Below are 26793 nucleotides of genomic sequence, written 5' to 3'. Positions count from 1 at the left end.
GCCGGACCGATGGATTGAGGATGACGCGTGGCGATAAACGAACGATGAACGGGTCGCGGCGCAGGTCAGGCGGCTGCCGTCGGTGCGAGAAGGGCGCGAACCTCGGCGGCCTCGTGGGCGCCCAACTTCTCGAACACCACCAGCGCTTCGCGCCAGCAGGCGCAAGCCCGGTCCGATTGCCCGACGTCGCGCAGGCTGCGGCCCAGGACGGTGAGCACGTTCGCGTGCCGCCACTCACCGCCGATGCCACGCAGGAGGGACAATGACTGCTCCGCCATCGCGGCGGCCTGGGCAGGGCGGCGTGCCGACAGGTGCACCTCCGCCATACGGAAGATGGTCATGCCCTCCCAGAGACGCTGACGGCTCTCCCTGAAGACGCTCAAGGCGTCGTCCAGGCAGCTCAGGGCCTGGTCCGGCTGCCCGGACTGGGTCAGGGCGAGTCCCAGGGCGTATCGGGCGTTCGCGCCCCTGAGGGTGTGTCCCAGGGTGTCGTATATCGCCACGCCCTCGCCGGCGAGCCGCACCGCCTCGGCGACGCGGCCGGTGGCCAGCTGGATGCGGGACAGGTTGCACAGCGCGCTGGCCTCGCCGGGCCGGTTGCCGTCGGCGCGGTAGTTGGCGAGCGCCACGTTCAGGTGAGCCTCGCCGTCGTGATGGCGCCCTTGATACAGGGCGATGATTCCCCGGTCGTTCGGTGTTACGCCGCTGGGCAGCGGATCCCTGGTCGCTCCGGCCAACTCCATGGCCTGCGCGGCCTCCTCGTCGGCCAGGTCGAATCGGCCGGCGACGATGTGGACGTTGGTGATCGCCATCCGGGCCCGGCCCTCGGCCAACGGGTCGGCCTGCTGCTGTGCGGCGTCGCGGGCCGCTGTGGCCGCAACCTCGTAGTCGCGTGCGTTGGCGCCGGACTCGGCGAGGTCCTTGACCACCCACAGCAGGTCGATCGCGGCGCGCAGCCTGCCGGCACGGACGGACTGCCGCGCACAGGCCAGCAGGCAGTCGGCCTCGGCGTACAACCAGTCCAGCGCCGCGCGGTGGCCGGTGAAGGAGAGCCCGGGGTATCCGGTCGGCTCCAGGTGCTCCACCGTCCGGTCGCCCGGACGCTCGATCGCGTACACCCCCGCCGCAGTGGCCAGGTAGAAGTCCAGCAGCCGCGACATCGCCGCCTCGCGCTCACCCGGTGGCTGCTCGTCCCGTTCCGCGCACGCGCGTGCGTAGAGCCGGACCAGGTCGTGGAAGCGGTAGCGGCCCGGTGCCGCCGACTCCAGCAGGGAGGTGTCGACCAGGGCCTCCAGGAGGTCCTCGGTGTCCTCCGCCGGGAGGTCGAGGACCGCCGCGGCCGCGGCCAGGGAGATGTCCGGGCCGTCGGCGAGGCCCAGCAGCCGGAAGGCGCGGGCCTGGGCCGGTTCCAGCTGGCCGTAGCCCAGCTCGAAGGTCGCCTTCACCGCGAGGTCACCGGCCTGGAGTTCGTCGAGGCGGCGGCGTTCGTCGGCGAGCTTCGCCGCCAGCACCGACACCGTCCAGGTGCGGCGCGACGCGAGACGCGACGCCGCGATCCGGATCGCGAGCGGGAGGAAACCGCAGGCCGCGACGACGTCCAGGGCCGCCTCGCGCTCCGCGGCCACCCGCTCCTCGCCGACGATTTTCGTGAAGAGCTGGAGTGCCTCCTCGGGGGACATCACGTCCAGGTCGACCAGGTGCGCCCCGGCCAGGTCGACCATCCGGACCCGGGAGGTGACCAGGGCCGCGCAGCCCTCCGTGCCGGGCAGCAGCGGTCGTACCTGGGCCGCGTCCTTCGCGTTGTCCAGCAGGACGAGCACCCGGCGGCCGTCCAGGACCGAGCGGTACAGGGCCGCCCGGTCGTCGAGGGAGTCGGGGATGGCGGAGCCCGGCGTGCCGAGGGCGCGCAGGAAGGAGCCGAGGACCGTCTCCGGGTCCGCCGCCTGTGCCCCGGCGCCCTGGAGGTCGACGTACAGCTGGCCGTCCGGGAAGGCCGCCCGCGCCTGGTGGGCCACGTGCACGGCGAGGGTGGTCTTGCCGACGCCCCCGATGCCCGCCAGCGCGGACACGGCCATCACCCGGCCCTCCGCCGAGGCCAGCACCTCGCTCAGCTCGGCGACGAAGGCGGAACGCCCGGTGAAGTCGGGCACGGTCGCCGGGAGTTGGGCGGGGCGCACCGCGGCGGCGGGCGGCTCGGCCGCGGGGGCGGAGGGCTCCGCGAGGGCCGGGTCGGCCTGGAGGATCCGCTGCTGCAGCTCGCGCAGGCCGGGACGCGGGTCCACGCCGAGTTCCTCGGCGAGCAGCCGGCGGGTGTCGGCGTACACGGCGAGGGCCTCGGCCTGCCGGCCGCTGCGGTACAGGGCCAGCATGAGGAGTTCACGGAGTCGCTCGCGGAGCGGGTGCGCGGCGGTCAGTGCCGTCAGCTCCGACACCGCCTCCGCGTGGCAGCCCTGTTCCAGGTCCATCTCCAGCCGCGACTCCAGCAGTTGCAGACGCCACTCCTCCAGGCGGGCCCGCTGGGCGTCGGCGTACGGGCCGGGGACGCCCGCCAGCGGTTCACCGTCCCACCGGGCCAGCGCCCGGTTCAGGACGTCCCGGGCCCGGTGCAGGTCCCCGGCGCTCCTCGCCTTCTCCGCCTCCGCCGCCAGGTCCTGCACGGCGGTCAGGTCCAGGGCGCCCTCGCCGAGCCCGCGTACCGCGTAGCCGCCGGACTCGCTGACCAGGACCCCGGGGTCCAGGATCTTGCGCAGCCGGGAGGCGTACGTGCGGACCGCCGCCAGCGCCTGCGAGGGCGGCTCGGGACCCCACAGCGCGTCGATCAGCTCGGCCGCGGTCGCCGTCCGGCCCTCGCGCAGCAACAACGCGGCGAGCAGCGCGCGTTGCTGCGGAGAGCCGGTGTTGAGCGGCTCCTCCGCGCGCCAGGCGCGCACCGGACCGAGCACGCTGAAGCGCAACGCCGCCGCCTCCGCCGCGGAGGAGGGGCGCCGCTGCTCCGGTACCCGCGGTCCACCGTCCATGCCCGTCCCCCTAGACACCCGACTCACCCCGTCAGTTTGCCTTGTTCGGCCGGTTGCGTCAGCCGGGCGAGACGCCGATCACAGGGTGACACGCGGTGGTCCACAGGGTCTTCACGTGACGACGGCCCCCGTGAGCGGGCCGGTTCCCTGACGGAACGATTCCTCCTGGAGCGGCCGCCGCGTCGCCGCGCGTACCTGACGAACCGTCACCACATGAGCTGACGGTTCGTCAGATCGGCGCTACCGTGAACGCCATGGACAGTGACGACATCCAGGACGGCACCCTCCCGCTGATCATCTCCGTCGACGACCACACCGTGGAGCCGCCGGACGTCTGGCAGTCCCGCCTCCCGAAGAAGTACCTGGACACCGGGCCGCGCATCGTCCGCGCCCCGCTGCGGGAGATGAGCTTCCTCGGCGGCCGGTTCAAGCCCGTGATGGGCGCGCCGGGCGAGGACGGCCCCGTCGGCGACTGGTGGGTCTACGAGGACCTGCACCGCCCCCTCACCCGCCTCGACACCGCCGTCGGCTACTCCCGCGACGAGATCAAGCTCGAAGTGATCACGTACGAGCAGATGCGCCCGGGCTCCTACGACGTGCCGCAGCGGCTCGCCGACATGGACGTCAACCACGTCCAGTCCGCCCTCTGCTTCCCCACCTTCCCGCGGTTCTGCGGGCAGACCTTCACCGAGGCCGCCGACCGCGAGCTGGCCCTGCTCTGCGTGCGGGCCTACAACGACTGGATGGTGGAGGAGTGGTGCGGCCCGCTCGCCCAGGGCCGCCTGATACCCCTGACCCTCATCCCCCTCTGGGACGCCGAACTGGCCGCCGCCGAGGTCCGCCGCAACGCGGCCCGCGGGGTCCGTGCCGTCGCCTTCTCCGAGATACCCCCGCACCTCGGGCTGCCCTCCGTCCACACCGACGCCTGGGACCCCTTCCTCGCCGCCTGCGACGAGACCGGCACGGTCGTCGCCATGCACATCGGCTCCAGCAGCAGGATGCCGTCCACCTCCGAGGACGCCCCGCCCGCCGTCGGCTCCACCATCACCTTCGCCAACTGCTGCTTCTCGATGGTCGACTGGCTGATGAGCGGCAAGTTCGAACGCTTCCCCCACCTGAAGGTGATGTACGCCGAGGGCCAGATCGGCTGGATCCCCTACATCCTGGAACGCGCCGACGTCGTCTGGGAGGAGAACCGGGCCTGGGGCGGGGTCGCCGACAAGGTCACCCGGCCGCCCTCCGAACTCTTCGCCGACCACGTCTACGGCTGCTTCTTCGACGACGCCTTCGGCCTGAAGAACCTCGACTCCATCGGCCTCGGCAACGTCCTCTACGAGACCGACTACCCGCACTCCGACTCCACCTGGCCGAAGTCGAGGGAGGTCGGCGAGGCCCAGATGGGCCACCTCGCACCGGACGTGACCGAGCGGATCGTCCGCGGCAACGCCATCGACCTGCTGGGACTCACCCCGGAGGGGCTGTGGGGCGGTCCGCGGTGACCGACTACGGCATCCAGCTCCCGGTCCAGTCCCAGTCCACGATGTACGCGGAGCGCTGGGAGGCCGGGGCGGGCGCCGCCGACCTCGTCGAGATCGCGCGGGCCGTGGACCGGGCCGGCTTCGCCTACCTCGCCGTCTGCGACCACGTGGCGATCCCGCGCCGGCTGGCCCCCGCGATGAGCACGGTCTGGTACGACCCCGTCGCCACCCTCGCCCACCTCGCCGCCGTGACCGAGCGGGTCCGCCTGCTCAGCCATGTCGCCGTCGTCGCACTGCGCCACCCCCTGCTCTCCGCCAAGCAGTACGCGACCCTCGACCACCTCTCCGGCGGGCGGCTGATCCTCGGGGTCGGGGCCGGGCACGTACGGGAGGAGTTCGAGGTGCTCGGGGTGGACTTCCAGCGGCGGGGCGCGGTGCTCGACGAGACGATCGACGCGCTGCGGGCGACGCTCGGGGCGGACGAGTTCCCGGCCCACCACGGGAAGTTCTACGACTTCGAGGAACTCGGCCAGCGACCCCGCCCCGCCCAGCGCCGGATACCGGTGTGGGTCGGCGGGTCCTCGCCGGCGGCCGTGCGGCGGGCCGCGCTCAAGGGCGACGGCTGGCTGCCGCAGGGCGACCCGAGGGACCGGCTACCGGCCCAGATCGACCGGCTGCGGCGGCTGCGCGAGGAGGCCGGTGCGACAGGACCGCTGACGGTCGGCGCGATCACCGAACCGCTGTACGTCGGCACGCCCGGCTGGGACGTCGGCCGCCGCACCCTCAGCGGCGCCCCCGAGTCCCTCGCCGAGTCGCTGCGGGCGTACGGCGCGATGGGCGTGGACCAGATCCAGGTGCGGTTCCGCAGCCGGGGCCGCACCGAACTCATCGACCAGATCACCGCGTTCGGGGCCGAGGTCGCCCCCCATCTGACCTGAGGAGTGCGTGGCATGGGCAAGCTGGACGGGCGGGTCGTCATCGTCACCGGGGCGGCGCGCGGGCAGGGCGAGCAGGAGGCGCGGCTCTTCGTGGCGGAGGGTGCGAGGGTCGTCGTGGCCGACGTGCTGGACGACCAGGGCGAGGCGCTCGCGAAGGAGATCGGGGCGGCCTACGTCCACCTCGACGTGGGCGTGGAGGAGGAGTGGCAGGCCGCCGTGGCTGCCGCGAAGAAGGCGTACGGCCGGGTCGACGGGCTGGTGAACAACGCGGGCATCCTGCGCTTCAACGCCCTCGTGGACACGCCCCTGGCCGAGTTCATGCAGGTCGTGCAGGTCAACCAGGTCGGCTGCTTCCTCGGCATGAAGACGGTGGCGCCGGAACTGCCCGACGGCGGGACCATCGTCAACACCGCGTCCTACACCGCGCTGACCGGGATGGCGGCGGTGGGCACGTACGCGGCGACCAAGCACGCGGTGCTCGGGCTCACCCGGGTCGCAGCCCTGGAACTCGCCGGCCGGGGCATCCGCGTCAACGCGATCTGCCCCGGCGCCGTCGACACCCCGATGTCCAACCCGGCGCGGCTGGACCCGGACGCGGACCCGACGGAGATGAGCCGCGCCCTGGACGAGCTGTACCGCAAGCTCGTGCCGCTGGGGCGGATCGGGCGCGCCGAGGAGGTGGCCCGGCTGGCGCTGTTCCTGACCTCGGACGACTCGTCGTACATCACCGGGCAGCCGTTCGTGATCGACGGGGGATGGCTGGCCGGGGTCAGCGTCATCTGACGCACCGTCAGCTATTGACCTTTCTGACGCGACGTCAGAAAGTCGTAGGACTCATAGGGACCACCTGGACTGGGGACGGTGAACCGCCTTGGAATTCGGGCTCTTTGTACAGGGATATGTGGGCAAGCGAGCCGAGACCGACCCGCTGGCCGAGCACAAGGCACTGATGGAGGAGACCGAGTACGTCATCCAGGCGGACAAGTCCGGCTTCAAGTACGCCTGGGCCTCCGAACACCACTTCCTGGAGGAGTACTCGCACCTGTCCGCGAACGACGTGTACCTGGGCTACCTGGCCCACGCCACCGAGCGGATCCACCTCGGCTCCGGGATCTTCAACCCCCTCGCCCAGGTCAACCACCCCGTGAAGGTGGCCGAGAAGGTCGCCATGCTCGACCACCTCACCGGCAACCGCTTCGAGTTCGGCAGCGGGCGCGGCGCCGGCTCCCACGAGATCCTCGGATTCATACCGGGCGTCACCGACATGAACTACACCAAGGAGATCTGGGAGGAGACGATCGCCGAGTTCCCCAAGATGTGGCTCCAGGACGAGTACCCCGGCTTCCAGGGCAAGCACTGGCAGCTGCCGCCGCGGAAGGTGCTGCCCAAGCCGTACGGGAAGTCCCACCCGGCGATGTGGTACGCGGCCGGGTCTCCGCCGTCGTACGCCATGGCTGCGAAGAAGGGGCTGGGCGTGCTCGGGTTCAGCATCCAGAAGGTCTCGGACATGGAGTGGGTGCTGGAGCAGTACAAGACGGCGATCGTGAACGCCGAGCCGGTGGGGGACTTCGTCAACGACAACGTGATGGTGACGACGACCGCGATCTGCGCGCCCACGCACGACGAGGCGATCCGGATCGCGGCGTCCGGAGGGCTGCACTACCTGCCCTCGCTGGTCTTCCGGTATCACGACACGTTCCCGCGGCCCGAGGGGTTCCCGGAGTGGCCGGAGACGCTGCCCGAGTACACCCCGGAGTTCGTGGAGCTGCTGGTCGAGGAGGAGTTGCTGATCTGCGGCGACCCCGACGAGGTGCTGCGGCAGTGCAAGCGGTGGGAGCAGGCCGGGGCCGATCAGCTGAGCTTCGGGCTGCCGGTGGGGGTGCCGAAGGAGGAGACGTTGCAGACGATCCGGCTGATCGGGGAGCACGTGATTCCGAAGATCGACACGGATCCGGTGCACCGGACGACCCGATTCCGGGGTGCCGCGTAGTCGCCGCTGCGGGGTGCGGGTGCGTTGTGGCTGGTCGCGCAGTTCCCCGCGCCCCTTTTCAGTACCGGAGTTTCAAAGGGAGCCCCATGCTTGATCACGTCATCAAGGGCGCGTCTGTTGTCGATGGGACCGGCGCTCCCGGCTTCACCGCCGACGTCGGCATACGCGACGGTCGGATCGCCGTCGTCGGAACCGTCACCGAGGAATCCCGGACGGTCGAGGACGCCACGGGGCTCGTCCTCGCCCCCGGGTTCGTCGATCCGCACACGCACTACGACGCGCAGCTCTTCTGGGACCCGTACGCCACCCCCTCCCTCAACCACGGGGTGACCACCGTCGCCGCCGGGAACTGCGGCTTCACCCTCGCGCCCCTCAACCCCGCCCGCCCCGGTGACGCCGACTACACCCGGCGCATGATGTCCAAGGTCGAGGGCATGTCCCTGGTCGCGCTGGAGGAAGGGGCGCCCTGGAGCTGGAACTCCTTCGGGGAGTACCTGGACGCGCTCGAAGGGCGGATCGCCGTCAACGCCGGCTTCATGGTGGGGCACTGTGCGCTGCGGCGGTACGTGATGGGCCCCGAGGCGGTCGGCGGGCAGCCCAGTGCGGAGCAACTGGCGGCGATCGTACGGCTGTCGCACGAGGCGATGGACGCGGGGGCGTGGGGTTTCTCCACCACCCAGTCCAGCACCCACTCCGACGGCGACGGGCAGCCCGTCGCCTCCCGGCACGCCCGCCCCGCCGAGCTGCTGGCCCTCGCCAAGGCGGTGGGGGAGCACGAGGGGACGCAGATCGAGGCGATCGTCGCCGGGTGCCTGGACCAGTTCAGCGACGCCGAGATCGAGTTGTTCGCCGAGATGAGCGCGGTCGCCGGGCGGCCGCTGAACTGGAACGTGCTGACGGTGGACGCGTCCGTACCGGAACGGGTGCCGCGGCAGCTCCAGGCCAGTGAGCGGGCACGGAAGGCGGGCGGGAGGGTGGTGGCGCTGACCATGCCCATCCTCACGCCGATGAACATGTCGCTGGGGACCTTCTGCGCGCTGAACCTCATCCCCGGCTGGGGACCGGTCCTGGGGCTGCCGGTCCCGGAACGGATCGAGAGGCTGCGGGATCCCGCGGTGCGCTCGGAGATGCTGGAGCGGGCCAGGTCCAAGGAGGCCGGGGTGTTCCGGCGGCTCGCGAACTTCGGGCGGTACGTCATCGGGGACACCTACAGCGAGGCGAACGCCGGGCTCACCGGCCGGGTGGTGGGGGACATCGCGCGGGAGCGCGGCCAGGAACCCTTCCACACCCTGGTGGAGATCTGCGCTGCCGACGACCTGCGGACCGTCCTGTGGCCCATGCCCACCGACAACGACCCCGCCTCCTGGGCGCTGCGCGCCGAGACCTGGCAGCACGAGGACGTGCTGCTCGGCGGGTCCGACGCCGGGGCCCATCTGGACCGGATGTGCGGGGCGCCGTACACCACCCGGTTCCTCGGGGACTGTCTGCGCGGCCGGAAGCTGCTCGGTCTCGAACAGGCCGTCAAGATGCTGACCGACGACCCTGCCCGGCTCTTCGGGCTGCGGGAGCGCGGGCGGATCGCGGAGGGCTGGCACGCGGACCTGGTGCTCTTCGACCCGGAGCGGATCGCCGCGGGACAGGCCACCCTGGTGCACGACCTGCCGGGGGACAGCCCGCGCCTGGACTCCCAGGCGATCGGGGTGCGGGCGGTCTGGGTCAACGGCGTCGAGGCCATCCGGGACGACGTGGTGAGCGGGGCCGTACCGGGGAAGGTGCTGCGGTCCGGGCGGGACACCAGGACGGTGAGCACCCGGTGAGCCCGTCGGCCGAGGGGCAGCGGCTGTTCGTCGGGGGTGCCTGGGTCGAGCCGGACGCCGGGCACTACGCGGTCGTCGACCCGGCGACCGAGGAGACCGTCGGCTGGGCTCCCGAGGCCTCCGAGGAGCAGGTGCTGGCCGCCTGCGCCGCCGCCCGGGAGGCGTTCGCGGCCTGGTCGCGGACGCCGGCGGGGGAACGGGCCGCGGTGCTCGGCCGGGCCGCCGCCCTCGTCCGGGAGCGGATGGGGCCGTACGCGGAGCTGGCGCGGGCGGAGACCGGGGCGACCACCGGGACCGCGCGGGCGATGCAGGTGGGCGTGGCCGCGGCCCGGTTTCGGCGGTACGCGACCGTCGAGCCCGCCGAGTGGGCGATCCCGCCGCAGATCAACGAGGCCGGCCCGATGGGCAGGGCCGGGGTGATGGGCGCGCTGGCCGTACGGCAGCCGGTCGGCGTGGTCAGCTGCATCACGTCGTACAACAACCCGTGGGCCAATCCGGCGGGGAAGGTCGCGCCGGCACTGGCGATGGGCAACACGGTGGTGGTGAAGCCGGCCCCGCAGGACCCCCTGTCCGTCTACCGGATGGCGGAGGCGCTGGAGGCGGCGGGCGCCCCGCCGGGCGTGCTGAACGTGGTCTCCGGGCGGTCCACCGGGGTCGGCGAGGCGGCCGTCGCCTCCCCGGACGTCGACATGGTCAGCTTCACCGGGTCCACGGCCGTCGGGCAGCGCATCGCCGAGGTGTGCGGGCGGGACATGAAACGGCAGCTGATGGAGCTGGGCGGCAAGGGCGCGGCGGTGGTCTTCGACGACGCGGACGTCGGCTCGGCCGTCGCCGGGATCGGCACCACCTACTCCTTCTACAGCGGGCAGATCTGCACGGCGCCGACGCGGGTGCTGGTGCAACGCGGGCTGTACGACCGGCTGGTGACGGAACTGGCGGCGTACGCGCGCCGGTTGCCGGTCGGGGATCCCGCGCGACCCGGCACCGTGGTGGGACCGGTGATCACCGCCGAGCACCGGGCGCGCGTCGAGTCGTACGTCGAACTCGCCCGCAAGGAGGGGGCGACGGTGCTGGCCGGTGGCGAACGTCCCTCGCTGGAGCGCGGGTTCTACGTCGCCCCCACCCTCCTCGCCGACTGCACCAACGACATGCGGGCGGCCCGTGAGGAGATCTTCGGCCCGGTCGTCTCCGTGGTCCCCTTCGACGACGAGGAGGAGGGCATCGCGCTCGCCAACGACTCCGACTACGGCCTCATCGACTACGTCTGGTCGGGGGACGTGGCGCGGGCCTTCCGGGTGGCGCGGCGGCTGCGGGCCGGCGGGGTCGGGATCAACACGGTGGGCCGGAACATGGAGGCGCCGTTCGGCGGGTTCAAGAAGAGCGGGGTGGGCCGGGACGTGGGTTCGTACGCGCTGCACGCCTACAGCGAGGTGCAGGCGATCGTCTGGCCCGGATGAGGTGCTACCGGCCGGTCACCTGCCCTTTCGGGCTCGGGGAGGTGTCCTCGGCGGGCAGAGATCGTGAAAGTGGCCGCGCGGGAGGGAGCGGGTCCGTAGCGTCCGGGGCACAAGGGGGGACGGCCGGTTTCCGGTTGATCGACGTCCGGCCGCTCCCCCTCCTCGAACACGCACGGAATCCTCCGGAGACCACTCCATGAAGCTCGCCAAGAGAATCGCCCTGACCACCACGGCCGTCGCCGCCATCGCGGCCGCCACCGCGCTGGGCACGACCGCCGTCCAGGCCTACTCCGCCCGGCCCGCCCACCTCCCGGCCGTCCACGCCCCCGCCGCCCTCGCGGTGCCCGACGGCAACAAGCTGACCGGCGTCTACTCCGCGCACGGCGTGCAGACCTACACCTGCACCGACGGCGCCTGGAAGCTCCTGGAGCCCGCCGCCACCCTCTCCGACAAGCGCGACCGCGCCCACCGCCCGGTCGCCCTGCACTCCCGTGGCCCGGTCTGGGTCTCCACCGTCGACGGCAGCGCGGTCAACGCCTCGGCGATCGCCAACTCCCCCAAGGACGGCGCCGTCCCCGAGCTGCTCCTGAAGGCCACGGCCACCCGCGGCGCCGGCACGTTCGAGGGCGTCACCTACGTGCAGCGCCTCGACACGGAGGGCGGCGTGGCCCCGGCCGCGGCCTGCACCGGCACGGACCAGATCTCCGTGCCGTACGCGGCGACGTACGCGTTCTACAAGGCCGCCAGCTGAACCAGGGGCCGTCCTGACCAGGGGCCGTCCTAGTCGGTGAGATCGACCCGGATCGTCAGGAGCTGCGTGCCCAGCGCCTTCACCGCGGCGCTGTTGCCCCGGGGCAGGGTGCGCAGCCGGGCGACCGGGTCGTCGTCGGGCAGCAGGTGGGCGGTGCCGTGGTGCCACCGCCCGCCGATCCGCACCCGTACCCGTGGATCGGCCTGGATGTTCCGCACGTACTGCGACTTCGTCCCGAACTCCGACACCAGCCAGAACGAGTCCCCGACCCGCCGCCCGCCGAGCGGCGTCCGCCGGGCCCGCCCGGACACCCGTCCGGTGGTCTCCAACAGGGTCTGGAAGGGCATGAGCCGGGTCAGCGGGTTGGCGACGTGCCGCTGGAAGGCGGTGGTGATCCGGAATCTGCGGTCGGACATCGTTCCTCTGTCTCCGAGGTGGGCTACAGGGCGGTGGGCTTTGCGCGCCGACATGACGTTCTTTGACAGAATCGGGCACGCAGGCCCGGTTCCGTACACGTTCTCCTTCTCGAATGTCGGTGCGTCACCCGCAGGGGCACAAGCTCCGCACAGTCTCGAGGAGAACCACCGTGTTCCGACACCCCCTCCGTCCTGTCGCGGCCGCCGCCGCCGCGCTCGCCGCCGTCGGCGGCCTGACCGCCGCGACAGCAGGTCCCGCCTCGGCCTCCCCGGCGCCCCGCTCCCGGCACGTCCTGCTGCTGTCGGTCGACGGCCTGCACCAGTCCGACCTGGCCTGGTACGCGGCCCGGCACCCGCGTTCCGCGCTCGCCCGGCTGGCCGCCGGCGGGGTGGAGTACACCCACGCGAGAACCACCGTCCCCTCCGACTCCTTCCCCGGCCTGGTGGGCCAGCTGACCGGCGGGGACCCGGGCGTCACGGGCGTCTACTACGACGACACCTACAGCAACGCCCTGCTCCCGGCCGGCACCACCCACTGCACGGGCGCCAAGCCGGGCGCCGAGGTCGACCTCACCGAGGACCTCGACAAGAACCAGCAGTCCCTCGACGCGGGCCAGGGTCTGTCGAACCTGCCCGGCAGCATCCTGAACATGACCGGCGACGCCGCCCGCCTCATCGACCCGGCGAAGCTGCCCGTCGACCCGAAGACCTGCAAGCCGGTCTACCCGCACTCCTACCTCAGGGTGAACACGGTCTTCGACGTGGCCCGCGAGGCGGGGCTGCGCACCGCGTGGTCGGACAAGCACGTCGCCTACGAGATCCTCGACGGGCCGTCCGGCAAGGGCGTCCAGGACCTGTTCGCCCCCGAGATCAACAGCCAGGCCATCGGCTACCCGGCCGGCCAGGACTGGACGAAGGACAACGCGGCCACCGAGCAGTACGACGCGTACAAGGTGAAGGCCGTCCTCAACGAGATCGACGGCCACGACCACAGCGGCGCCCACCGCACCGGTGTCCCGGCGGTCTTCGGGATGAACTTCCAGTCCGTCTCCACCGCCCAGAAGCTGCCGGTCTCCGACGGCCTGACGGGCGGTTACGCCACGCCCGGCACCCCCGGCCCGCTGCTCGCGAAGAACCTCGCCTTCGTCGACCGGGAGGTCGGAGCGTTCCTCGCCGAGATCCACAAGCGGGGCCTCGACGGCAGCACGACCGTCATCCTGTCCTCGAAGCACGGCCAGTCGCCCACCGACCCGAAGGCGCTGACCCGCATCGACGAGGGGCCGCTGCTCGACGGGCTCGACGCCGCCTGGAAGGCCGCCCACCCCGGCGCCGGTGACCTGGTCGCCCACGCCGTGGACGACGACGCCATGCTGCTGTGGCTCAACGACCGTTCCCCGGCGGCCACCGCGTTCGCCAAGGCCTACCTGCTCGCCCGGTCCGGCACCGGCAACGGCATCGACGGAGCCGCCAAGCCGTTCACGGCGAGCGGCCTGAGGACCGTGTACGCCGGTGCGGCCGCCGCCCGTTACTTCCACGCCCGGCCCGGCGACTCGCGCGTGCCCGACCTGTTCGGCATCAGCCGGTACGGCGTGGTCTACACCGGCGGCAAGGGCAAGATCGCGGAGCACGGCGGAGCGGCCGCCGACGACCGCGACGTGCCGCTCGTCGTCTACGGCGCCGGCACCCCGCACGCCGTCCGCGTCGACGCGCCGGTGCGGACCACGCAGATCGCGCCGACGATGCTGCGGTTGCTCGGCCTGGACCCGCGCGCCCTGGACGCCGTCCGCATCGAGCACACCCAGTCGCTGCCGGTGCGCTGACCAGGCCCGGGGCCGCACCGTCGGCCGCGGCCCCGGCGGACGCCGCGGCCCCGGCGGACGGTCCGGGGGGTGTGCCGGGATGTACGCCGAAGGGGCTTCCGTTCTGCTCCCCGAACCGCGCTGAGCATCCGCCGGCGGCGCGTAGGACTCAACCGTCCTGAAGTTCGACGGTGTTGCCGGGTGCGGTCTGCTGCAGGACCTCGACGCCCAGTTCGTCGGTGCGTTCTGCTTGCCCGGTGAGCCGGTGCACCACGACCCATCTGCCGTCCGGCACGGCGCCGGCGAAGACGGAGGCGCCACCGGTGGCGCCGTTGTGCCAGAGCACGGGGCCGGATCTCTGCCAGGACAGGGCGGGCTCTCCCAGTTTCCGGTCGACGAGGAGGGCGACCACCAGATCGGCGGCGGCCCGCGGGGTGGCCCAGAGGCCTCCCGCGGGCAGGATGGCGCCGGTCATGGTCCAGGGGCGACGCGGGCGGCCGAACAGCCCGCGGCTGTGCAGGCGTCTGTCCGGCGGAGGAGTGCCGGTCACCTCCGTGATGTCCAGGGGGCCGAGCACGTGATGGTTCAGGAGGTCCTGGTAGGACATCCCCGTGGCGGAGGTGAGTGCGGCTCCGAGGATGGCGTACCCGAGGTTGGAGTACTCCTCGGTGTGGCCGGGGGCGGTGGTGGTGAGGGTGTCCAGTCCGTGCAGTACGGCGTGCAGGGCGGCGTCGTCGAAGGCGGCGTACGGGTCGCGCCGGTTCAGGTGCGGGGGCAGCCGTGGCAGACCGGAGGTGTGCTGGGCGAGATGCCTCAGGGTGATGCCGGTACCCCGGGGCACCGGGAGGAACTCCTCCAACGGGGCATCCAACCGAAGCACCCCCGTCGCAGCCAGCCGGGCCAGCACGGTTCCGGTGAGCGTCTTGCTCAGAGAGCCGATCTGGACGTACGAGTCCAGGGCGTGTCCATGCTGGACCCGGGGGGCTTGGCCGCTGCTGAGGACGCAGGTGGGAACGGGGCGCACGGCATGCTCTCCGTAGGGATCGTCTGAGGGTGGGTGGGGAGGAGCCCGGCGCCGACTCCCGTTGCTCCTTCGGCACGCGTCTCGGTCACATCCCGGCAGCTGCCCGACACGGTCACCGTCCGCCGGACGTCTTCACCATGTCGAGCAGACCGCCGAAGGCCTTGACGCCGACGGTGAGGACGTTCCTGGGCGGATCGTCGTCGGCTATGCGGACGAGGGTGGGGGCGCTGGATATGTGGACGCAGGCGTCGCCTTCCTGGCAGTAGGACGACTTCTGCCAGCGGTGCGGGGACATGTCGGCTCCTTCACAGGTTCTGGGCGATCGAGTGGATCAGATCCCGGGACTTCGCGGTGCTGAGAGCGGTGGCTTCGACCACGTCGAGCAAGTTGCGGTACTTGTCCAGGAGGGCCTCGGCGTCGAGCATGACCGGGCCGTGGAACTGGTCGAGTTGGGCCGTGTCGAGCTGCGGTACCGGGCCGTACAGGTAGTTGATGGACTGGCCCGATCCAGGGAACGCGCCGACGTCGAAGGGGAGCACCCGGATGGTGACGTGCTCCAGCTCGCTCATGTCGAGCAGGTGCCGCAGCTGCGCGCGGGCCACGGTCCGACCGCCGACGCGCATGTGCAGGGCGGCCTCGTGCACGGTGGTGCGGTACGGCGTCGGGTCGGCCCCGTACAGCACGCCCTGACGTTTGACGCGGTGCGAGACGCGGTGCTCGACCTCGGGTGGGGTGGGCGCCGGGATGACGTGCCGGAAGATCTCACGGGCGTGCTCGGCGGTCTGGAGCAGGCCCGGCATGTGGGAGGTGTACGCGGTTCGTACGGCCACGGCGTGGTGTTCCAGCTCCGCCAGGTCGAGGAGCCCCGAGGGCAGGATTCCGCGATAGGTCTCCCACCAGCCGAGCGTCCTGTCCGTCGCCAGGTCGACGAGGGCTTCCACGAACGCCTGGTCCGCGCAGGAGTAAATAGAGGCCAGGGCTCTGATCCGCTCGGGACTCACGCCGAACCGGCCTGACTCCACGCTGCTGAGCTGTCCCTGGCCCGTACCCAGTTCCCGGGCCGCCTCGGTGGCCGTTATGCCCGCGCGCTCGCGCATCTTGCGCAGTTCGGCGGCGACCCGGAGTCGACGGGACGTCAGCGGCGATCTTGCGGACATGTGCGCTCCTCCTGGACGTCTGTTCCGTCGTGAGTCACTCACACGGGGGAAAGCCGCCCGAAGTATCCCCATGCATCGCAAATGACATTTGCTCAGCCCCTATCGTCGTTGCGGGCGCCACTCCCGGAAGCGCACCGTGGGACGCCATGGCAGAGACACCGGGCACCTGTCCAACTCTCCTCACAGATCGGAGACTTCCCATGGCCACCGTATCCCCGTCCTGGGCGTACACCCTGCACCTTCCGCACGATCCACGCGCACCGGGTATCGCTCGGGGCACCCTGAGACTGGTCCTCGCCGCGCACAGGCTCCCGGAGCTGGCCCCGACCGCGGAGCTGGTGGCGGCGGAGCTCCTGGCCAACGCGCACTGTCATACGAAGGGGCCGTACGCGCTCCGGCTCCGCTCGGCCGACAGCGGCCGCCTCCGCGTGACCGTATGGGACACGGACCCGCACGTCCCGCCCGGCTTCTCGACCGCCCCCGCCCCACCACCTCCACCCGACGCCGAGCACGGCCGCGGCCTGCCCCTGGTGCGGGCCTGCGCGGACAGGTGGGGCGCGTCGGTACTCCGTGAACTGGGCACGTCGAAGGGCGGCAAGGTGATGTGGGCGGAGTGCGGAGCCGGGGCGGCGACGTGGTGACCAGGGCCATACTGGGAGCTGGAGCGATGTCCGTCCCTCAGGAGCTGATCACGAGCGCACAGCCCGAGCACGGCTGGGGAGCGATGCCCCTCCCGGAGATCCGGACCGTGGACGACCTGCGCAGCGCGCTCAGCCGCTACGGCTTCCCAGGCGATCGCGAGCGCTTCGAAGCGGAGCTGGCGGCCGCCACAGGAGCCTCCCCGACCAATGATTTCGCAGGCGCGGCCGCGGTGGTCCGCGCCTATAGGCACCGCGTCCTGATCAGGAACTCGGCCGAGATCATGACGGCTCTCGAAGGCGCGCGAGTTGAAGGCGGCGGCGGGTGAACGAAGTCCCGTTGGAGGAGGCCGAGCCCGCGAGGAAGGCGTTCGGTGACCTGACGGAGGGGGAGCGGGAAGTGGTCCGGGAGGCGCTCGCCGCCATCGCCCGGGACCCGGCGACCGGCCGCGAGATCCCCGGGTGGCGACCTCCGTCCGTGGAGTACACGTTCACCACCCCGCTTGCCCGGGATCGGCGGAGGCGATCACGGTCGTGTACACGCACACACCGGGCATGGGCGTGACCGTCGTGTACTGCTTCCGTGATCCGCACGTCGTGGACTGACCTGTTTCTCTCAGCTTCTCGTTCAACGGCCAGGGGCGAACTCCTGGCCGGGCCTTACCGAGCCCACGGAAGCGTCGGCCGTAGGCACGGGGCTTCGTGGTACAGCGCGTACCACCCAGCGCGGCGGGGGGTGCGGGAGGATGGTGTGCATGAACCAACTCGGTGCCGCGCTGCGGGCATGGCGGGACCGGCTGGACCCTGCGGCGGTGGGCTTCACGCACGGCTCACCGCGTCGGGTCCCCGGTCTGCGACGCGCGGAGCTGGCGACGCTGGCCGGCATCTCGGTCGAGTACGTGGTCAGGCTGGAGCAGGGACGGGTGGCGACCCCCTCGGCGCAGGTCTGCTCGGCCCTGGCTCGCGCCCTGCAGCTGTCCGACGACGAGCATGCGCACCTGTTGCGCATGGCCGGTCATGCGGCGGATCCGAGCCGGGTGCCCCGCATGATTCCAGGGAGCCTGTACCGCATCGTGGACCAGCTCGCCGGCAACCCGTTGGCGGTGTACGACGCCACCTGGCAGTTGCTGCACTGGAATCCGCTGTTCGCGGCCACGTTCGGCGATCCCACGGTCCACGGCGTGGGAGACCGCAACGTCCTGGTCTGGCAGCTCCTGGGTGAGCTGCCCCGGGTCCGGCAGACGGCGGTCGAACGGGCGGCGTTCGAGGAGTCCCTGGTCGCCGACCTGCGCGCGACGACGAGCCGGTACCCCGACGATCCCGACCTCGCGGCATTGGTGTCGAGGCTGAACCTCAGCCCGCGGTTCCGCGAGTTGTGGAGCCGCCGGGCGGTGGGCGGTCACACGAGTGCGCACAAAACCGTCCAGCACCCGGATGTCGGCGAGATCACCATGAACTCCGACATCCTCAACACCCAGGACACGAACCTCCGTCTGGTGGTGTACACGCCGCAACCAGGCACCGACGCCCGCAGCAAACTCGAACTCCTCGCCGCCATCGGGGTCCAGAGGATGTCTCCTCGGGGATGAGGAGCCGTATTCCACCTCGTCCGTGGACCGGGCCGGTGGGTGGTACGCGCTGTACCAGGAAGTGCCGTAGCTCCCGGCAACCCTCCCCGGCACCCAGCATGGAGTGCGTGAACGGCGCACCACCGCGTTGTTCGGGCCAGGAGGAGCCAGCATGACCACCACATTCATCACCGGAGCCAACAAGTCCCTCGGTTTTGAGACCGCTCGGCGCCTCATCGAGGCGGGGCACACCGTCCTCCTCGGTGCCCGCGACCGTGAGCGCGGCCGGGCAGCGGCCCAGTCGCTCGGCGCCCGGTTCGTGCAGATCGACGTGACCGACGACGCCTCGGTCCGGGCCGCGGCCGCGGATGTCGCCGCTCATGAGGGAACGATCGACGTCCTGGTCAACAACGCCGGCGTCCTCGGCAAGATCGGTCCCGTCGAGGAGTTCACCGCGGCCGACATGAGCGCCGTGCTCGACGTGAACGTCGTCGGGCTCGTACGCGTCACGCACGCTTTTCTCCCGCTGCTGCGCAAGTCGCCGAACCCTGTCATCGTCAACGTGTCCAGCGGGATGGGCTCCTTCGGCATGACCCAGGACCCGGCGCGGATCGAGTCGCAGTACGCCCTGCCCCTCTACTCCGCCTCGAAGGCCGCGGTCACCATGCTCACGACCCAGTACGCCAAGGAACTGAAGGACGTGAAGGTCAACGCCGCGGACCCTGGGCAGACCGCGACCGACTTCACCGGCGGCCTCGGACACAGCATCGCCGACGGTGCCCAGGCCATCGTGACCCTCGCGACGATCGGCCCCGACGGACCGACGGGACAGTTCATCGACCGGTCCGGGAACCTCCCGTGGTGAACCTGACCTGAGCGCAAGGACAGGCAGGCGCTGCACATGGCGTCGGTGACGTCCTCCACCGATCCGGATCGGCCACCCGCACCTGGTGTGCGGACGACGAGGAAGACCTGGCGTCAGGCGCGGTGTTCCACCGGAGCCGGCCATTCGCCCCGTGCGGAGAGGAGGAGCACGAGGGACGCGATGTTCCAGGCGTCGTCCTCGCCGCGGTGGTGCCGTCCTTCGAGCGGCAGCCCGGCGATCTCCAGGGCCCGTGCCATACCGGGGCGTTTGCGCAGGCCGTACGCCTCGGTGAAGGCGGCCTTGGCATTGGTGTGGCGGCGGTTGAAGGGGTAGGGCGTCCCGGTCGCCCCGCACTGCCGGGTGAACTGGTGGCGGTCGTAGTCGCCCCAGCTGGCCCAGGGCCGGGCGCCCGCGCGGTGCTCGGCCGCCAGCAGCCGGCACGCCTCGGCGAAGCTGACTCCCCTGTCGACCTCGGGTTGGGTGAGGCCGGTCAGCTCCGTGCAGAACGCGCTGACCGCCGACCGGGCGGGCCGCACCAGGATCCGGTGCCGGGCCAGCCGCTCACCGGCCGTCAGATCGACGACGGTCAGCCCGACCTCGATGATCTCGCTGACCTCGCCGGGCGGCGGAGCACCGGCCCAGCAGGTCGCCTCGACATCGACGACGTTGACGATCCCCTCGGCCCAGGCGCTGTCCATGACGGGCAGCGTAGGGAGGCGCGGCGGCGGGGGCACGCGGTTTTCGCGGCGGTTCGCCCGTGCCGTCGACAGTGGGCACGGCTCCGAAAATGACCGGCGGGTGCCCGGGGCCCTTGCTACGGTGACCGGCATGAAGCGCGCTGCCATGACGACGACGCCGGAGAGTGTCCCGGCGCGCTGACAGACGACCTGATGCGAAGCCCCGGGGCAGGTGCCCCGGGGCTTCGTCGTAGGCCCGGTCTCCTGCCCCGCAACCAGCGAGGGAGACCGCGATGACCACTGTGCACGACCACCGCAGACTCGGCCGGGAACTCGACCTGTTCGACACCGACCCGCTGATCGGCGCCGGCCTGCCCTACTGGCTGCCCGACGGCGCGACCGTACGGCACGCCCTGGAGGAGTACATCCGCGCCGCCGAGCGGCGAGCCGGCTACCAGCACGTGTACTCGCCGGTGCTCGGCAAACGGGAGCTGTACGAGATCTCCGGGCACTGGGCGCACTACAGCGACGACATGTTCCCGCCGATGGAACTGGGCGGCGAGCAGGTCGTCCTGCGGCCGAGCCTGTGTCCGCACCACGCGGTCATCTACCGTTCCCGGTCCCACAGCTACCGCGAACTGCCGCTGCGGATGGCCGAACTAGGCGGCATGTACCGCGCCGAACTCTCCGGGGTGCTCGGCGGGCTGACCCGCGTCCGGGCCATCCAGCTCAACGACGCGCACATCTTCTGCACCCTGAACCAGGTGGCCGAAGAGGCGCGTGCGGCGCTGGAGATGATCCGTCGGGCGTACCAGGCGCTCGGCATCACCGCGACCCGCTACCGGCTCTCCCTTCCGGGGCCCGGCGGCAAGTACGTGGCCGCACCCGAGAAGTGGCGGCGATCCACCGCCCTGCTGACCGACGTCCTCGACCAGTCCGGCCTGGCCTACGAGGCGGCCGAGGGGGAGGCCGCGTTCTACGGCCCCAAGATCGACGTCCAGGTCACCGACGCGGCCGGCCGGGAGTCCACCCTGTCCACCGTCCAGGTCGACTTCCACCAGCCCGAGCAGTTCGACCTGCACTACATCGGCGCGGACGGCGCCAGACACCGCCCGGTCATGGTCCACCGCAGCATCATCGGCAGCGTGGAGCGAGCCGTCGCCCATCTCGTAGAACACCATGGCGGGGCCTTCCCCGCCTGGCTCGCCCCCACCCAACTGGTGATCCTCCCCGTCTCCGACACCGAACTGCCGCAGGCCGAAGCGCTCGCCCGTCGCTGCGTCGGCCTCGGGCTGCGGGCCGAGATCGCGGGCCCGGAGCGCGGCACTCTGGGCGCACGCGTCCGGGCGGCGCGCCTGGTTCCCTACCAGGCCGTGATCGGCGCCAGGGAAGCCGCCGACGATCTCGTCGCAGTGCGCCTGCGTGACGGTCGCCGGCTCGGCCCGCGGCCCGTCGGCGACGTCCTGACCGGTATCAGCGCCCTCGTCGACGCGCACAGCGTCGACCTGTGGTACGACGCCGGTTCATAGCGGGCGAAGACGACCAGGACAGCGCGGATGGCACGATGCCCCGGTGAGCTACTTCTCGTATCACCGCATCGGTCCTGGTCACGACCGCCCGCGGCTCCCGGAGCCCCGGCCGGTCGAGCCCGGTGAGTGGCCGAAGCTGGAGGCCGCGCTCGCCGTGGTCAACCGTGACGTGACGGCGACCCTGCCGGGGCAGGACCCGTTGGTGCTGATGGTCGACCCATGGGAGACCGACAGGGGGCGGGTCCACGTGGCGATGCCCGACGGCCGTTGGCAGGGCAACCAGGTGAACGCGTACGACCCCGAGGAGGGCGACCCGCTGGAGCCGGACGACGAGGCGACGGTGCTGCTTGTGGTAGCGGACGCGGCGCAGGAGACCCTGGTGGAGCTGCTCTGGCAGGTCTGGCCGGTCTGCGGCGAGCACAAGCTCGGCATGCACCCGCGTCCCGCGGGGACCGGCGCCGACTGGTACCCGGGGGCGACGGACGCGGCGGGGCCGCCGGTGTGGTGGTGCCGGGGCCGCCGGAACGGCGAAGGTCACGACGTCGCCCCGGTGGGCGAGCTGGCCGCCACCCTGCCGGGAAAGCAACGACGCGCGCTGCGGCGCGAACTGCGGCGCAGCGCGAGCGGACGGGACGGCCGCCGCTGAGCGCTTCGCGGGAAGTGCCGCTGCAGTCCGCTTGTACGACAGCCCCTGGGGCGACCGTGTAGGGGTCCACCGTGGTTCACATCGCGACAGCGCGGACCAAAAGGGTCCCGATGTGCCCTGGGTGAGGCGCGTCAAGGACCTCTGCGTGGGCCGTGGCGAATCCGGCCCGGGTGAGCAGGCGCTCCCAGACGGCCGGACGGTAGCTGTAGCGGTAGGTGAACATCGCTTTGCCTGCGAAGCCCCCCTTGTACATGCCCTGCGGTCCGTAAGCGCCGGGGATGGCCGGAGGCTGTGAGAAGACGAAGACGCCACCCGGGTTGAGCCGTCGGCGGACGAGGGGGAAGAGGCGGCCCGGATCGGTGAACCAGGCTGCTCCGAAGATCGAGTAGACGGCGTCGTACGTGTCCTCGTGTGTGCTCAGGTACTCCAGCACCTCGGAGCACACGAACTCCGCGCCTGTGCGCCCCCACTTGGTGGTGGTCTTCTCGACCATGACGGGAGAAAGGTCGACACCGCGAGCGCAGATTCCGCGCTGGGCGAGGTGGGCGAGGGCTCGGCCGGTGCCGCAGCCGATCTCCAGGACGGCGCGCGGGTCGCCGAGCAGTTCGGGGCCGGGGCCGTGGCCGGCGTACTGGGTCCAGCAGAAGTCCGGCTCCGCGTCGTCCTTGAAAGCGGAAGTGGCGAAGGTGTCCCACAGCTCCGTCTCGGCGGCGATGTCGTGTTGTGCGGGCAAGGCAAGTCCTTCGTCGAAAAGGCTGGGCCCGTGTCCGCCGGAGACCGGGGACAGAGGCCCAGCGTAGAACCGTTCAGTGGCTGTCGGGGACCTTGTTGTCGCACGGTGAGCAGTCCGTGCCGTCGACCGCCCACAGGTCGTCGTCGACCTCGAAGCCGATGGACTTCAGGAAGTCCGCCGTGCGCAGGCACAGACCGTCGCGTCGGCGCTCGATGAACGGGGCGTGGTGCTTGAAGCGGCCCTCGTTGTACACGTCACAGAGGGCCCACCACACCGGTGTGTCGAGGATGAGCTGGTGGTCGCCGATGTCGACGAGCTTGCCCACACCGAGGTGGACCTCCGGGTGCTCCATGCAGCCGATGGTGTACATGACGGCGTTGCCGAGAATGCGCTCGGCCATGTCGCGGACCATCGTGTGGTCGCGGAGCAGGAGCGAGACCTCACCGTCCCACAGCGACATGCCGCCGTTCAGCACGTTGATCGTCAGGTGTTTGATGTGGGGCTGGACGGCGCTGAGGAGTTCCTTCGGGTCGCGGGTGCGGGTGCTTGCAGGTCGGTCGAGCGTGACGGTCATCGACTACTCCTTCGATCCTTCGGAGAGGGGTCGTGTCCGGCGGTCTTCCTCGGTCGGCTGGGTTACCGGAAGATGCCGCCGCTGCTGAACGAGTTCATGGCGCGGGTGCGTTCGGTCACTGCTCTCAGTCGCTCTTCGTCTGTGGCCCGCCGGACCTGACCGGGGTCGGCGTCCCATTCCCGGCCACCGGGCGCAGTTGGACGTAGGGGCCTTCCTGGCCCATCACGTAGCCGAGCAGGTCGCGGGCGGTGTCGACGACCAGGGAGCCGACGGTTGGTTCTTCTCTGTCCAGGGCGGTTCTGAGCGCATCGACCGTCGCCTCTGTGTCGGTGGCGTCCTGCACGTTCTTCGGTGCCATGAACCGGACGCTAGAGCTGGGCAGTTCGTCGGCACTACGCGGTTTTCTCGATTTTTCTCATCTTGTTGATTTTTTGGCTCGGTTTTTCTCGCAAAGGCGGCTGGGCTCTATGGTCCCGGTCCCCGGGCCCGGCGATGCTGTGGTGATCGGTCAGGTCACCACGGAAGGGATGCAGGTCATGACCCGACGACTGCGCTTCAACGGCACAGGCAGCGGCGAGGGCGGCTGCCCTGCTGTGCATGAAGACCTTGACTCGGGCGAGATCATCGTGCACGGGCCACGCCTCACCGACCCCGAGGCCATCGCACGGCTCCAGCACCTGGGTACGGATGAGATCCCGATCGTGGTCCCGCGCAACACCCTGGTCGACTTCGGCCCTAAGCAGCGTGATCCGAGGCCGCGGATCATCGGTCTGGACCAGTTCGGCCGGCTCTTCGAGAAGTTCCAGCACAGTGCGTGGCACCTGGAGATGCGGAAGCGCTACGCTTCCGACGAACTCACCGACACATACGCTCAGTTCGTCCGGGGCGAGGCCCCCACCTGGGACCTGGACACCGAATGGAGCCGCACGATCCGTGCGAAGACCGATGACGGTGCGTACGTCGGGCGGGTCCGGATCGTCGACAGTCCGCCGACCACCGGCCAGCTGTATCTTCTCGCGTACGGCGACAAGAACGCGGCGTTGGGGGAGGACGTGCGCACCATGTGGCGTGAGGACGCCCAGCGGGTCCACCTGCCCGACGAGGATTTCTGGATCTTCGACGCGCACCTCGTCGCCATCCTCGTTTTCGATGATGACGACAACCTCACGGGCGCAGAGCTGATCACTGAACCGGCGACCGTGAACCAGTACAACCGACTGCGGGACATCGCGCTGCACTACGCGGTCCCGTACAAGCAGTTCGCGGCGGACATGGCCGCGAAGGAGGCGTTGAGCAGGTGTGGCCCGGTGAGCACGGACTACCAGAAGGCCCGCGAAGCCCTCGGAGCACGCCTGAGGGAGCTGCGGTTCTCGGCTGCTGACGGCCGTCTCACCGGCACCGCCCTGGCCGGAAAGCTCGGCTGGCCGGGCTCCAAGGTCTCCAAGCTGGAGCTGGGCAGGCAGACCGCCACTCCGGAGGACCTCAAGCAGTGGGCCGAGGCTTGCGGTCGGCCCGCCGCGTACGAGGAACTGCGCGCTCGCCTGGCGGGATTCGAGTCACACATCCGTTCGTGGCGGCGGCAGCTGGTGGGCGGACACAAGCCCGTACAGGACGCTCACAACGAGGCGCAGGCCGGCTCGAAGGTGCTGCGCGCCTGGGAGTCCTCGTGGATCGTCGGCATTCTGCAGACCCCCGACTACGCCCGTGCCGTCCTCACCCGCTTCGCCGATCTCCACCAGTCCCCGCGCGACATCGAGGCCGCCGTACGCTCGCGCGTCAAGCGGCAGGAACTGCTGTACGCCGGGGGCCGGAGCTACCACATCCTGCTCTGGGAGCCCGTGCTGCGCTCCCTGGTCTGTTCGCCCTCGGTCCTCGCGGCCCAGCTCGACCGTCTGGCAGGCGTGATCGGTATGGACACCGTCGAGCTGGGCATCGTGCCGCTCGGGGTGCCGCTCAAGGTTCCGCCAGGGCAGGGTTTTTGGATATACGACGATCGTGAGGTCGTCACCGAGACCTGGCACGCCGAACTCTGGCTCGACGACTCCGACACCCTCGCCCTCTACCTCCGCACCTGGAAGACCTTGCGCGAGTCCGCCGTCTACGGGACCGGCGCCCACAACCTCATCACCGCCGCCCGTCGTGCCCTGGACCCGTCCTGAAGGTCACCGCCCCAGGAAGATCGGGTTGGTGAGGGCCGCGAGGGCGCCCGGGACCGGGCCCGCCGCGGTTTCGTGGCGGATCTCGGCGCGGACGTACGCCGCGTAGGAGGGCGTCGTCTGCCATTCGACCGTGCCCGAGCCGGCCACCGGGAAGGGGTCGGTGGTGAGCAGGACGCCCTCGTCCGTGACGAGGCGCACCGTGCAGCGGGGGACGCCGGAGGCCTCCAGGCGGACGGTGATTGGGGTGTCGGCGGCCACGGCCAGGCGTTCGCCGATGCCCGCGCGCTCGCCCCGCCCGCCCGTCGCCGTGAAGCTCAGGGTCACGTTCTTCGACTCGGCGATGTAGGAGCGGCCCGCGCGCAAGCCCTCCTGGACGGCCTCGCGGGACAGGTCGTCGGCGAGGACGACCGTCTGGGGCGAGCCGACCACGTCCGGGTCGCGGTGGGCGTCGCTGTTGCCCATGCCGGGCAGCCACCGCCGGTTGTTCCGTACCGAGGCGACGAGCGTGGCGTCCCAGGCGGCGAGGGCCACCTCGTCGTCGGGGGTGTACGGCCCGTTCCAGACCTCCACCGCGTCCGCGTCCCCGAACCCGAACTTCCAGGCGCAGCCCACGCACGTGGCGTGCGGGTGCGCCGGTACGACCAGGCCACCGGCCTTGTGGATCTGCTGCGCGAAGTGGCCGAAGCGGTTGTCCCGGGCCCGGTAGCGCCAGTCGACGAAGGTGCCCGGGTCGGTGCCGAGGGCGACCACGTGGCCGTTCCTCGTGGTGATCTCCTCGCCGAGCATGATCAGCAGGTCGTCGCCGGCCTGGTCGGCCCAGTGCGCGTGCGCCGAGTGCGTGTTGTGGTCGGAGGAGTTGATGAAGTCCAGGCCGGCGGCCCGGGCGAGGGCGGCGATCTCGGCGGGGGTACGGCGGCCGTCGGAGTACCAGGAGTGCAGGTGGCAGTCGCCCCGGTACCAGTCCCGGCCGCGCCCCTTGGCCCGCTGCGGCGGGTAGACCGGGCGGACGGGGGTGCCGGGTTCGCCGTAGGTCAGGGTGATCGTCAGCTCGTACGACAGTCCCTGCGGGGCCACCGTGTAGGGGCCCAGCGCGATGTGCCAGGTACCGGCGCCCACCGGGCCGGGGAGGTAGCCGGGGGTCGCGTCGTCGGCGCGGACGAAGAACTCCGTGCGGGCGCCGCCGGACCAGCCCCGGAAGCCCTTGCCGCCCAGTTCGGTGCCGTGCTGGTCGAAGACGCCGATGTCGAGCGCGTTGCCCGGGGTGCCGGCCGGGACGCTCGGTCTGTCGTAGGTGTAGGAGACCTTGATCTCCCGTACGCCGGGCGGGACTTCGACCGGTACGTACACGAAGTCCGGGCAGCCGGGTGGCAGCGTGCCGCGTACCGTGCGGGTCTCCTGGTGCTGACCGTCCGCCGCTGCGAAGCTCACGGTTCCCAACGTAAGGGCTGCGGTGGCGCCCGTCACGATCAGCGCGCGTCTGCCGATGCCGTGCGTGTCCTCACACATGCCGCTCACTCTCCCCGCCGGACGTGAACTCCCCTGGAAGGAGAGGGGATCCAC

At 71.2% G+C, this 26793-nt stretch carries 25 protein-coding genes and 1 pseudogene; 16 read left to right on the top strand and 10 right to left on the bottom strand.

The annotated features are described in order from the left end of the window. Positions 1-65: 65 nt before the first annotated feature. A complete protein-coding gene (locus AB0958_RS15635) occupies positions 66-3017 on the bottom strand; it encodes a BTAD domain-containing putative transcriptional regulator (protein ID WP_366890960.1) in 2952 nt (983 codons plus the stop codon). Between the two features lie 254 nt (positions 3018-3271). On the opposite strand from AB0958_RS15635, the gene AB0958_RS15630 reads away from it, so the two are divergent. From AB0958_RS15630 to AB0958_RS15600, 7 genes are all read left to right on the top strand, one after another. Next, positions 3272-4516, top strand: a complete 1245-nt coding sequence (locus AB0958_RS15630; RefSeq protein WP_366890959.1) for an amidohydrolase family protein — start codon at positions 3272-3274, stop codon at positions 4514-4516. Continuing rightward, the gene (locus AB0958_RS15625; RefSeq protein WP_366890958.1) at positions 4513-5433 is read left to right on the top strand and encodes an LLM class F420-dependent oxidoreductase; all 921 of its coding nucleotides are present in this window, start codon (positions 4513-4515) and stop codon (positions 5431-5433) included. The genes AB0958_RS15630 and AB0958_RS15625 overlap by 4 nt, the downstream gene beginning before the upstream one ends. 12 nt (positions 5434-5445) lie before the next feature. Then, positions 5446-6216, top strand: coding sequence for an SDR family oxidoreductase (locus tag AB0958_RS15620; protein ID WP_366890957.1), 771 nt, complete (start codon positions 5446-5448; stop codon positions 6214-6216). Positions 6217-6304: 88 nt separating this feature from the next. Further along, positions 6305-7423, top strand: coding sequence for an LLM class flavin-dependent oxidoreductase (locus AB0958_RS15615; protein WP_366890956.1), 1119 nt, complete (start codon positions 6305-6307; stop codon positions 7421-7423). 86 nt (positions 7424-7509) lie between these two features. Further along, positions 7510-9240 (top strand): D-aminoacylase, encoded by a 1731-nt coding sequence (locus tag AB0958_RS15610; RefSeq protein ID WP_366890955.1) that lies wholly within the window; start codon positions 7510-7512, stop codon positions 9238-9240. Then, the gene (locus AB0958_RS15605; protein ID WP_366890954.1) at positions 9237-10697 is read left to right on the top strand and encodes an aldehyde dehydrogenase family protein; all 1461 of its coding nucleotides are present in this window, start codon (positions 9237-9239) and stop codon (positions 10695-10697) included. Before AB0958_RS15610 ends, AB0958_RS15605 begins: the two co-directional genes overlap by 4 nt. 196 nt (positions 10698-10893) lie before the next feature. Beyond that, positions 10894-11448, top strand: a complete 555-nt coding sequence (locus AB0958_RS15600; protein ID WP_366890953.1) for a DUF3455 domain-containing protein — start codon at positions 10894-10896, stop codon at positions 11446-11448. A 29-nt stretch (positions 11449-11477) separates the two neighbouring features. On the opposite strand, the gene AB0958_RS15595 is transcribed toward AB0958_RS15600, so the two are convergent. After that, positions 11478-11864: a nitroreductase/quinone reductase family protein gene (locus AB0958_RS15595; RefSeq protein ID WP_366890951.1), complete on the bottom strand. Its 387-nt coding sequence runs from the start codon at positions 11862-11864 to the stop codon at positions 11478-11480. Positions 11865-12034: 170 nt separating this feature from the next. On the opposite strand from AB0958_RS15595, the gene AB0958_RS15590 reads away from it, so the two are divergent. Next, positions 12035-13684 (top strand): alkaline phosphatase family protein, encoded by a 1650-nt coding sequence (locus AB0958_RS15590; RefSeq protein ID WP_366890950.1) that lies wholly within the window; start codon positions 12035-12037, stop codon positions 13682-13684. Positions 13685-13832: 148 nt separating this feature from the next. Here the strand turns inward: AB0958_RS15590 and AB0958_RS15585 are convergent, their stop codons facing one another. The 3 genes from AB0958_RS15585 to AB0958_RS15575 all read right to left on the bottom strand — a co-directional run bounded on the left by AB0958_RS15585 (position 13833) and on the right by AB0958_RS15575 (position 15844). After that, positions 13833-14687, bottom strand: a complete 855-nt coding sequence (locus AB0958_RS15585) for a serine hydrolase domain-containing protein (RefSeq protein WP_366890949.1) — start codon at positions 14685-14687, stop codon at positions 13833-13835. A gap of 112 nt (positions 14688-14799) precedes the next feature. Further along, positions 14800-14982 carry a DUF397 domain-containing protein gene (locus tag AB0958_RS15580; protein ID WP_366890948.1) on the bottom strand — a complete coding sequence of 61 codons (183 nt, stop codon included), beginning with the start codon at positions 14980-14982 and terminating at the stop codon, positions 14800-14802. Positions 14983-14992: 10 nt separating this feature from the next. Then, positions 14993-15844, bottom strand: a complete 852-nt coding sequence (locus tag AB0958_RS15575; RefSeq protein WP_366890947.1) for a helix-turn-helix transcriptional regulator — start codon at positions 15842-15844, stop codon at positions 14993-14995. Between the two features lie 200 nt (positions 15845-16044). On the opposite strand from AB0958_RS15575, the gene AB0958_RS15570 reads away from it, so the two are divergent. The 4 genes from AB0958_RS15570 to AB0958_RS15555 all read left to right on the top strand — a co-directional run bounded on the left by AB0958_RS15570 (position 16045) and on the right by AB0958_RS15555 (position 18915). After that, positions 16045-16485 (top strand): ATP-binding protein, encoded by a 441-nt coding sequence (locus AB0958_RS15570; protein WP_366890946.1) that lies wholly within the window; start codon positions 16045-16047, stop codon positions 16483-16485. Positions 16486-16511: 26 nt separating this feature from the next. Next, the gene (locus AB0958_RS15565) at positions 16512-16811 is read left to right on the top strand and encodes a hypothetical protein (protein ID WP_366890944.1); all 300 of its coding nucleotides are present in this window, start codon (positions 16512-16514) and stop codon (positions 16809-16811) included. 426 nt (positions 16812-17237) lie between these two features. After that, a complete protein-coding gene (locus tag AB0958_RS15560; protein WP_366890943.1) occupies positions 17238-18071 on the top strand; it encodes a helix-turn-helix transcriptional regulator in 834 nt (277 codons plus the stop codon). A 151-nt stretch (positions 18072-18222) separates the two neighbouring features. Next, complete coding sequence (locus tag AB0958_RS15555; RefSeq protein WP_366890942.1) at positions 18223-18915, top strand: SDR family NAD(P)-dependent oxidoreductase; 693 nt, start codon at positions 18223-18225, stop codon at positions 18913-18915. 113 nt (positions 18916-19028) lie between these two features. Here AB0958_RS15555 and AB0958_RS15550 read toward each other — a convergent pair whose 3' ends face one another. After that, positions 19029-19613, bottom strand: coding sequence for a 3'-5' exonuclease (locus AB0958_RS15550; protein ID WP_366890941.1), 585 nt, complete (start codon positions 19611-19613; stop codon positions 19029-19031). A 281-nt stretch (positions 19614-19894) separates the two neighbouring features. Between AB0958_RS15550 and thrS the strand changes: the two genes are divergently transcribed. Together thrS and AB0958_RS15540 are read left to right on the top strand one after the other, a co-directional pair. Next, positions 19895-21121 carry a threonine--tRNA ligase gene (thrS, locus tag AB0958_RS15545; RefSeq protein WP_366890988.1) on the top strand — a complete coding sequence of 409 codons (1227 nt, stop codon included), beginning with the start codon at positions 19895-19897 and terminating at the stop codon, positions 21119-21121. Between the two features lie 43 nt (positions 21122-21164). Beyond that, positions 21165-21767 (top strand): hypothetical protein, encoded by a 603-nt coding sequence (locus AB0958_RS15540; protein WP_366890940.1) that lies wholly within the window; start codon positions 21165-21167, stop codon positions 21765-21767. A 76-nt stretch (positions 21768-21843) separates the two neighbouring features. Here AB0958_RS15540 and AB0958_RS15535 read toward each other — a convergent pair whose 3' ends face one another. The 3 genes from AB0958_RS15535 to AB0958_RS15525 all read right to left on the bottom strand — a co-directional run bounded on the left by AB0958_RS15535 (position 21844) and on the right by AB0958_RS15525 (position 23432). After that, the gene (locus AB0958_RS15535; RefSeq protein WP_366890939.1) at positions 21844-22500 is read right to left on the bottom strand and encodes a class I SAM-dependent methyltransferase; all 657 of its coding nucleotides are present in this window, start codon (positions 22498-22500) and stop codon (positions 21844-21846) included. A 73-nt stretch (positions 22501-22573) separates the two neighbouring features. Further along, positions 22574-23074, bottom strand: coding sequence for a hypothetical protein (locus tag AB0958_RS15530; protein WP_366890938.1), 501 nt, complete (start codon positions 23072-23074; stop codon positions 22574-22576). Positions 23075-23198: 124 nt separating this feature from the next. After that, entirely contained in the window at positions 23199-23432 is a 234-nt protein-coding gene (locus tag AB0958_RS15525; protein WP_366890990.1) for a hypothetical protein, read from the bottom strand. 178 nt (positions 23433-23610) lie between these two features. On the opposite strand from AB0958_RS15525, the pseudogene AB0958_RS15520 reads away from it, so the two are divergent. Both AB0958_RS15520 and AB0958_RS15515 read left to right on the top strand, forming a co-directional pair. After that, a pseudogene (locus AB0958_RS15520) lies at positions 23611-24360 on the top strand (DUF6879 family protein); the annotation flags it as partial. A gap of 21 nt (positions 24361-24381) precedes the next feature. Beyond that, positions 24382-25233 (top strand): helix-turn-helix transcriptional regulator, encoded by an 852-nt coding sequence (locus AB0958_RS15515; RefSeq protein ID WP_366890987.1) that lies wholly within the window; start codon positions 24382-24384, stop codon positions 25231-25233. Between the two features lie 3 nt (positions 25234-25236). Here AB0958_RS15515 and AB0958_RS15510 read toward each other — a convergent pair whose 3' ends face one another. Next, positions 25237-26739, bottom strand: a complete 1503-nt coding sequence (locus tag AB0958_RS15510; protein WP_366890937.1) for a CehA/McbA family metallohydrolase — start codon at positions 26737-26739, stop codon at positions 25237-25239. Positions 26740-26793 lie beyond the last annotated feature (54 nt).

Origin of the sequence: Streptomyces sp. NPDC006655 (genome assembly GCF_040703965.1) — a bacterium.
Classification (GTDB): domain Bacteria; phylum Actinomycetota; class Actinomycetes; order Streptomycetales; family Streptomycetaceae; genus Streptomyces.
Note: the sequence above shows the minus strand (reverse complement) of the source record. Positions and strands in the feature narration are given on the sequence as shown.

Bases quoted from the DNA above. Each gene is read 5' to 3' on its own strand.
- AB0958_RS15635 (WP_366890960.1), bottom strand. From the start codon at position 3,017: ATGGACGGTGGACCGCGGGTACCGGAGCAGCGGCGCCCCTCCTCCGCG.
- AB0958_RS15630 (WP_366890959.1), top strand. From the start codon at position 3,272: ATGGACAGTGACGACATCCAGGACGGCACCCTCCCGCTGATCATCTCC.
- AB0958_RS15620 (WP_366890957.1), top strand. From the start codon at position 5,446: ATGGGCAAGCTGGACGGGCGGGTCGTCATCGTCACCGGGGCGGCGCGC.
- AB0958_RS15610 (WP_366890955.1), top strand. From the start codon at position 7,510: ATGCTTGATCACGTCATCAAGGGCGCGTCTGTTGTCGATGGGACCGGC.
- AB0958_RS15600 (WP_366890953.1), top strand. From the start codon at position 10,894: ATGAAGCTCGCCAAGAGAATCGCCCTGACCACCACGGCCGTCGCCGCC.
- AB0958_RS15595 (WP_366890951.1), bottom strand. From the start codon at position 11,864: ATGTCCGACCGCAGATTCCGGATCACCACCGCCTTCCAGCGGCACGTC.
- AB0958_RS15580 (WP_366890948.1), bottom strand. From the start codon at position 14,982: ATGTCCCCGCACCGCTGGCAGAAGTCGTCCTACTGCCAGGAAGGCGAC.
- AB0958_RS15575 (WP_366890947.1), bottom strand. From the start codon at position 15,844: ATGTCCGCAAGATCGCCGCTGACGTCCCGTCGACTCCGGGTCGCCGCC.
- AB0958_RS15570 (WP_366890946.1), top strand. From the start codon at position 16,045: ATGGCCACCGTATCCCCGTCCTGGGCGTACACCCTGCACCTTCCGCAC.
- AB0958_RS15565 (WP_366890944.1), top strand. From the start codon at position 16,512: ATGTCCGTCCCTCAGGAGCTGATCACGAGCGCACAGCCCGAGCACGGC.
- AB0958_RS15560 (WP_366890943.1), top strand. From the start codon at position 17,238: ATGAACCAACTCGGTGCCGCGCTGCGGGCATGGCGGGACCGGCTGGAC.
- AB0958_RS15555 (WP_366890942.1), top strand. From the start codon at position 18,223: ATGACCACCACATTCATCACCGGAGCCAACAAGTCCCTCGGTTTTGAG.
- AB0958_RS15550 (WP_366890941.1), bottom strand. From the start codon at position 19,613: ATGGACAGCGCCTGGGCCGAGGGGATCGTCAACGTCGTCGATGTCGAG.
- AB0958_RS15530 (WP_366890938.1), bottom strand. From the start codon at position 23,074: ATGACCGTCACGCTCGACCGACCTGCAAGCACCCGCACCCGCGACCCG.
- AB0958_RS15525 (WP_366890990.1), bottom strand. From the start codon at position 23,432: ATGGCACCGAAGAACGTGCAGGACGCCACCGACACAGAGGCGACGGTC.
- AB0958_RS15510 (WP_366890937.1), bottom strand. From the start codon at position 26,739: ATGTGTGAGGACACGCACGGCATCGGCAGACGCGCGCTGATCGTGACG.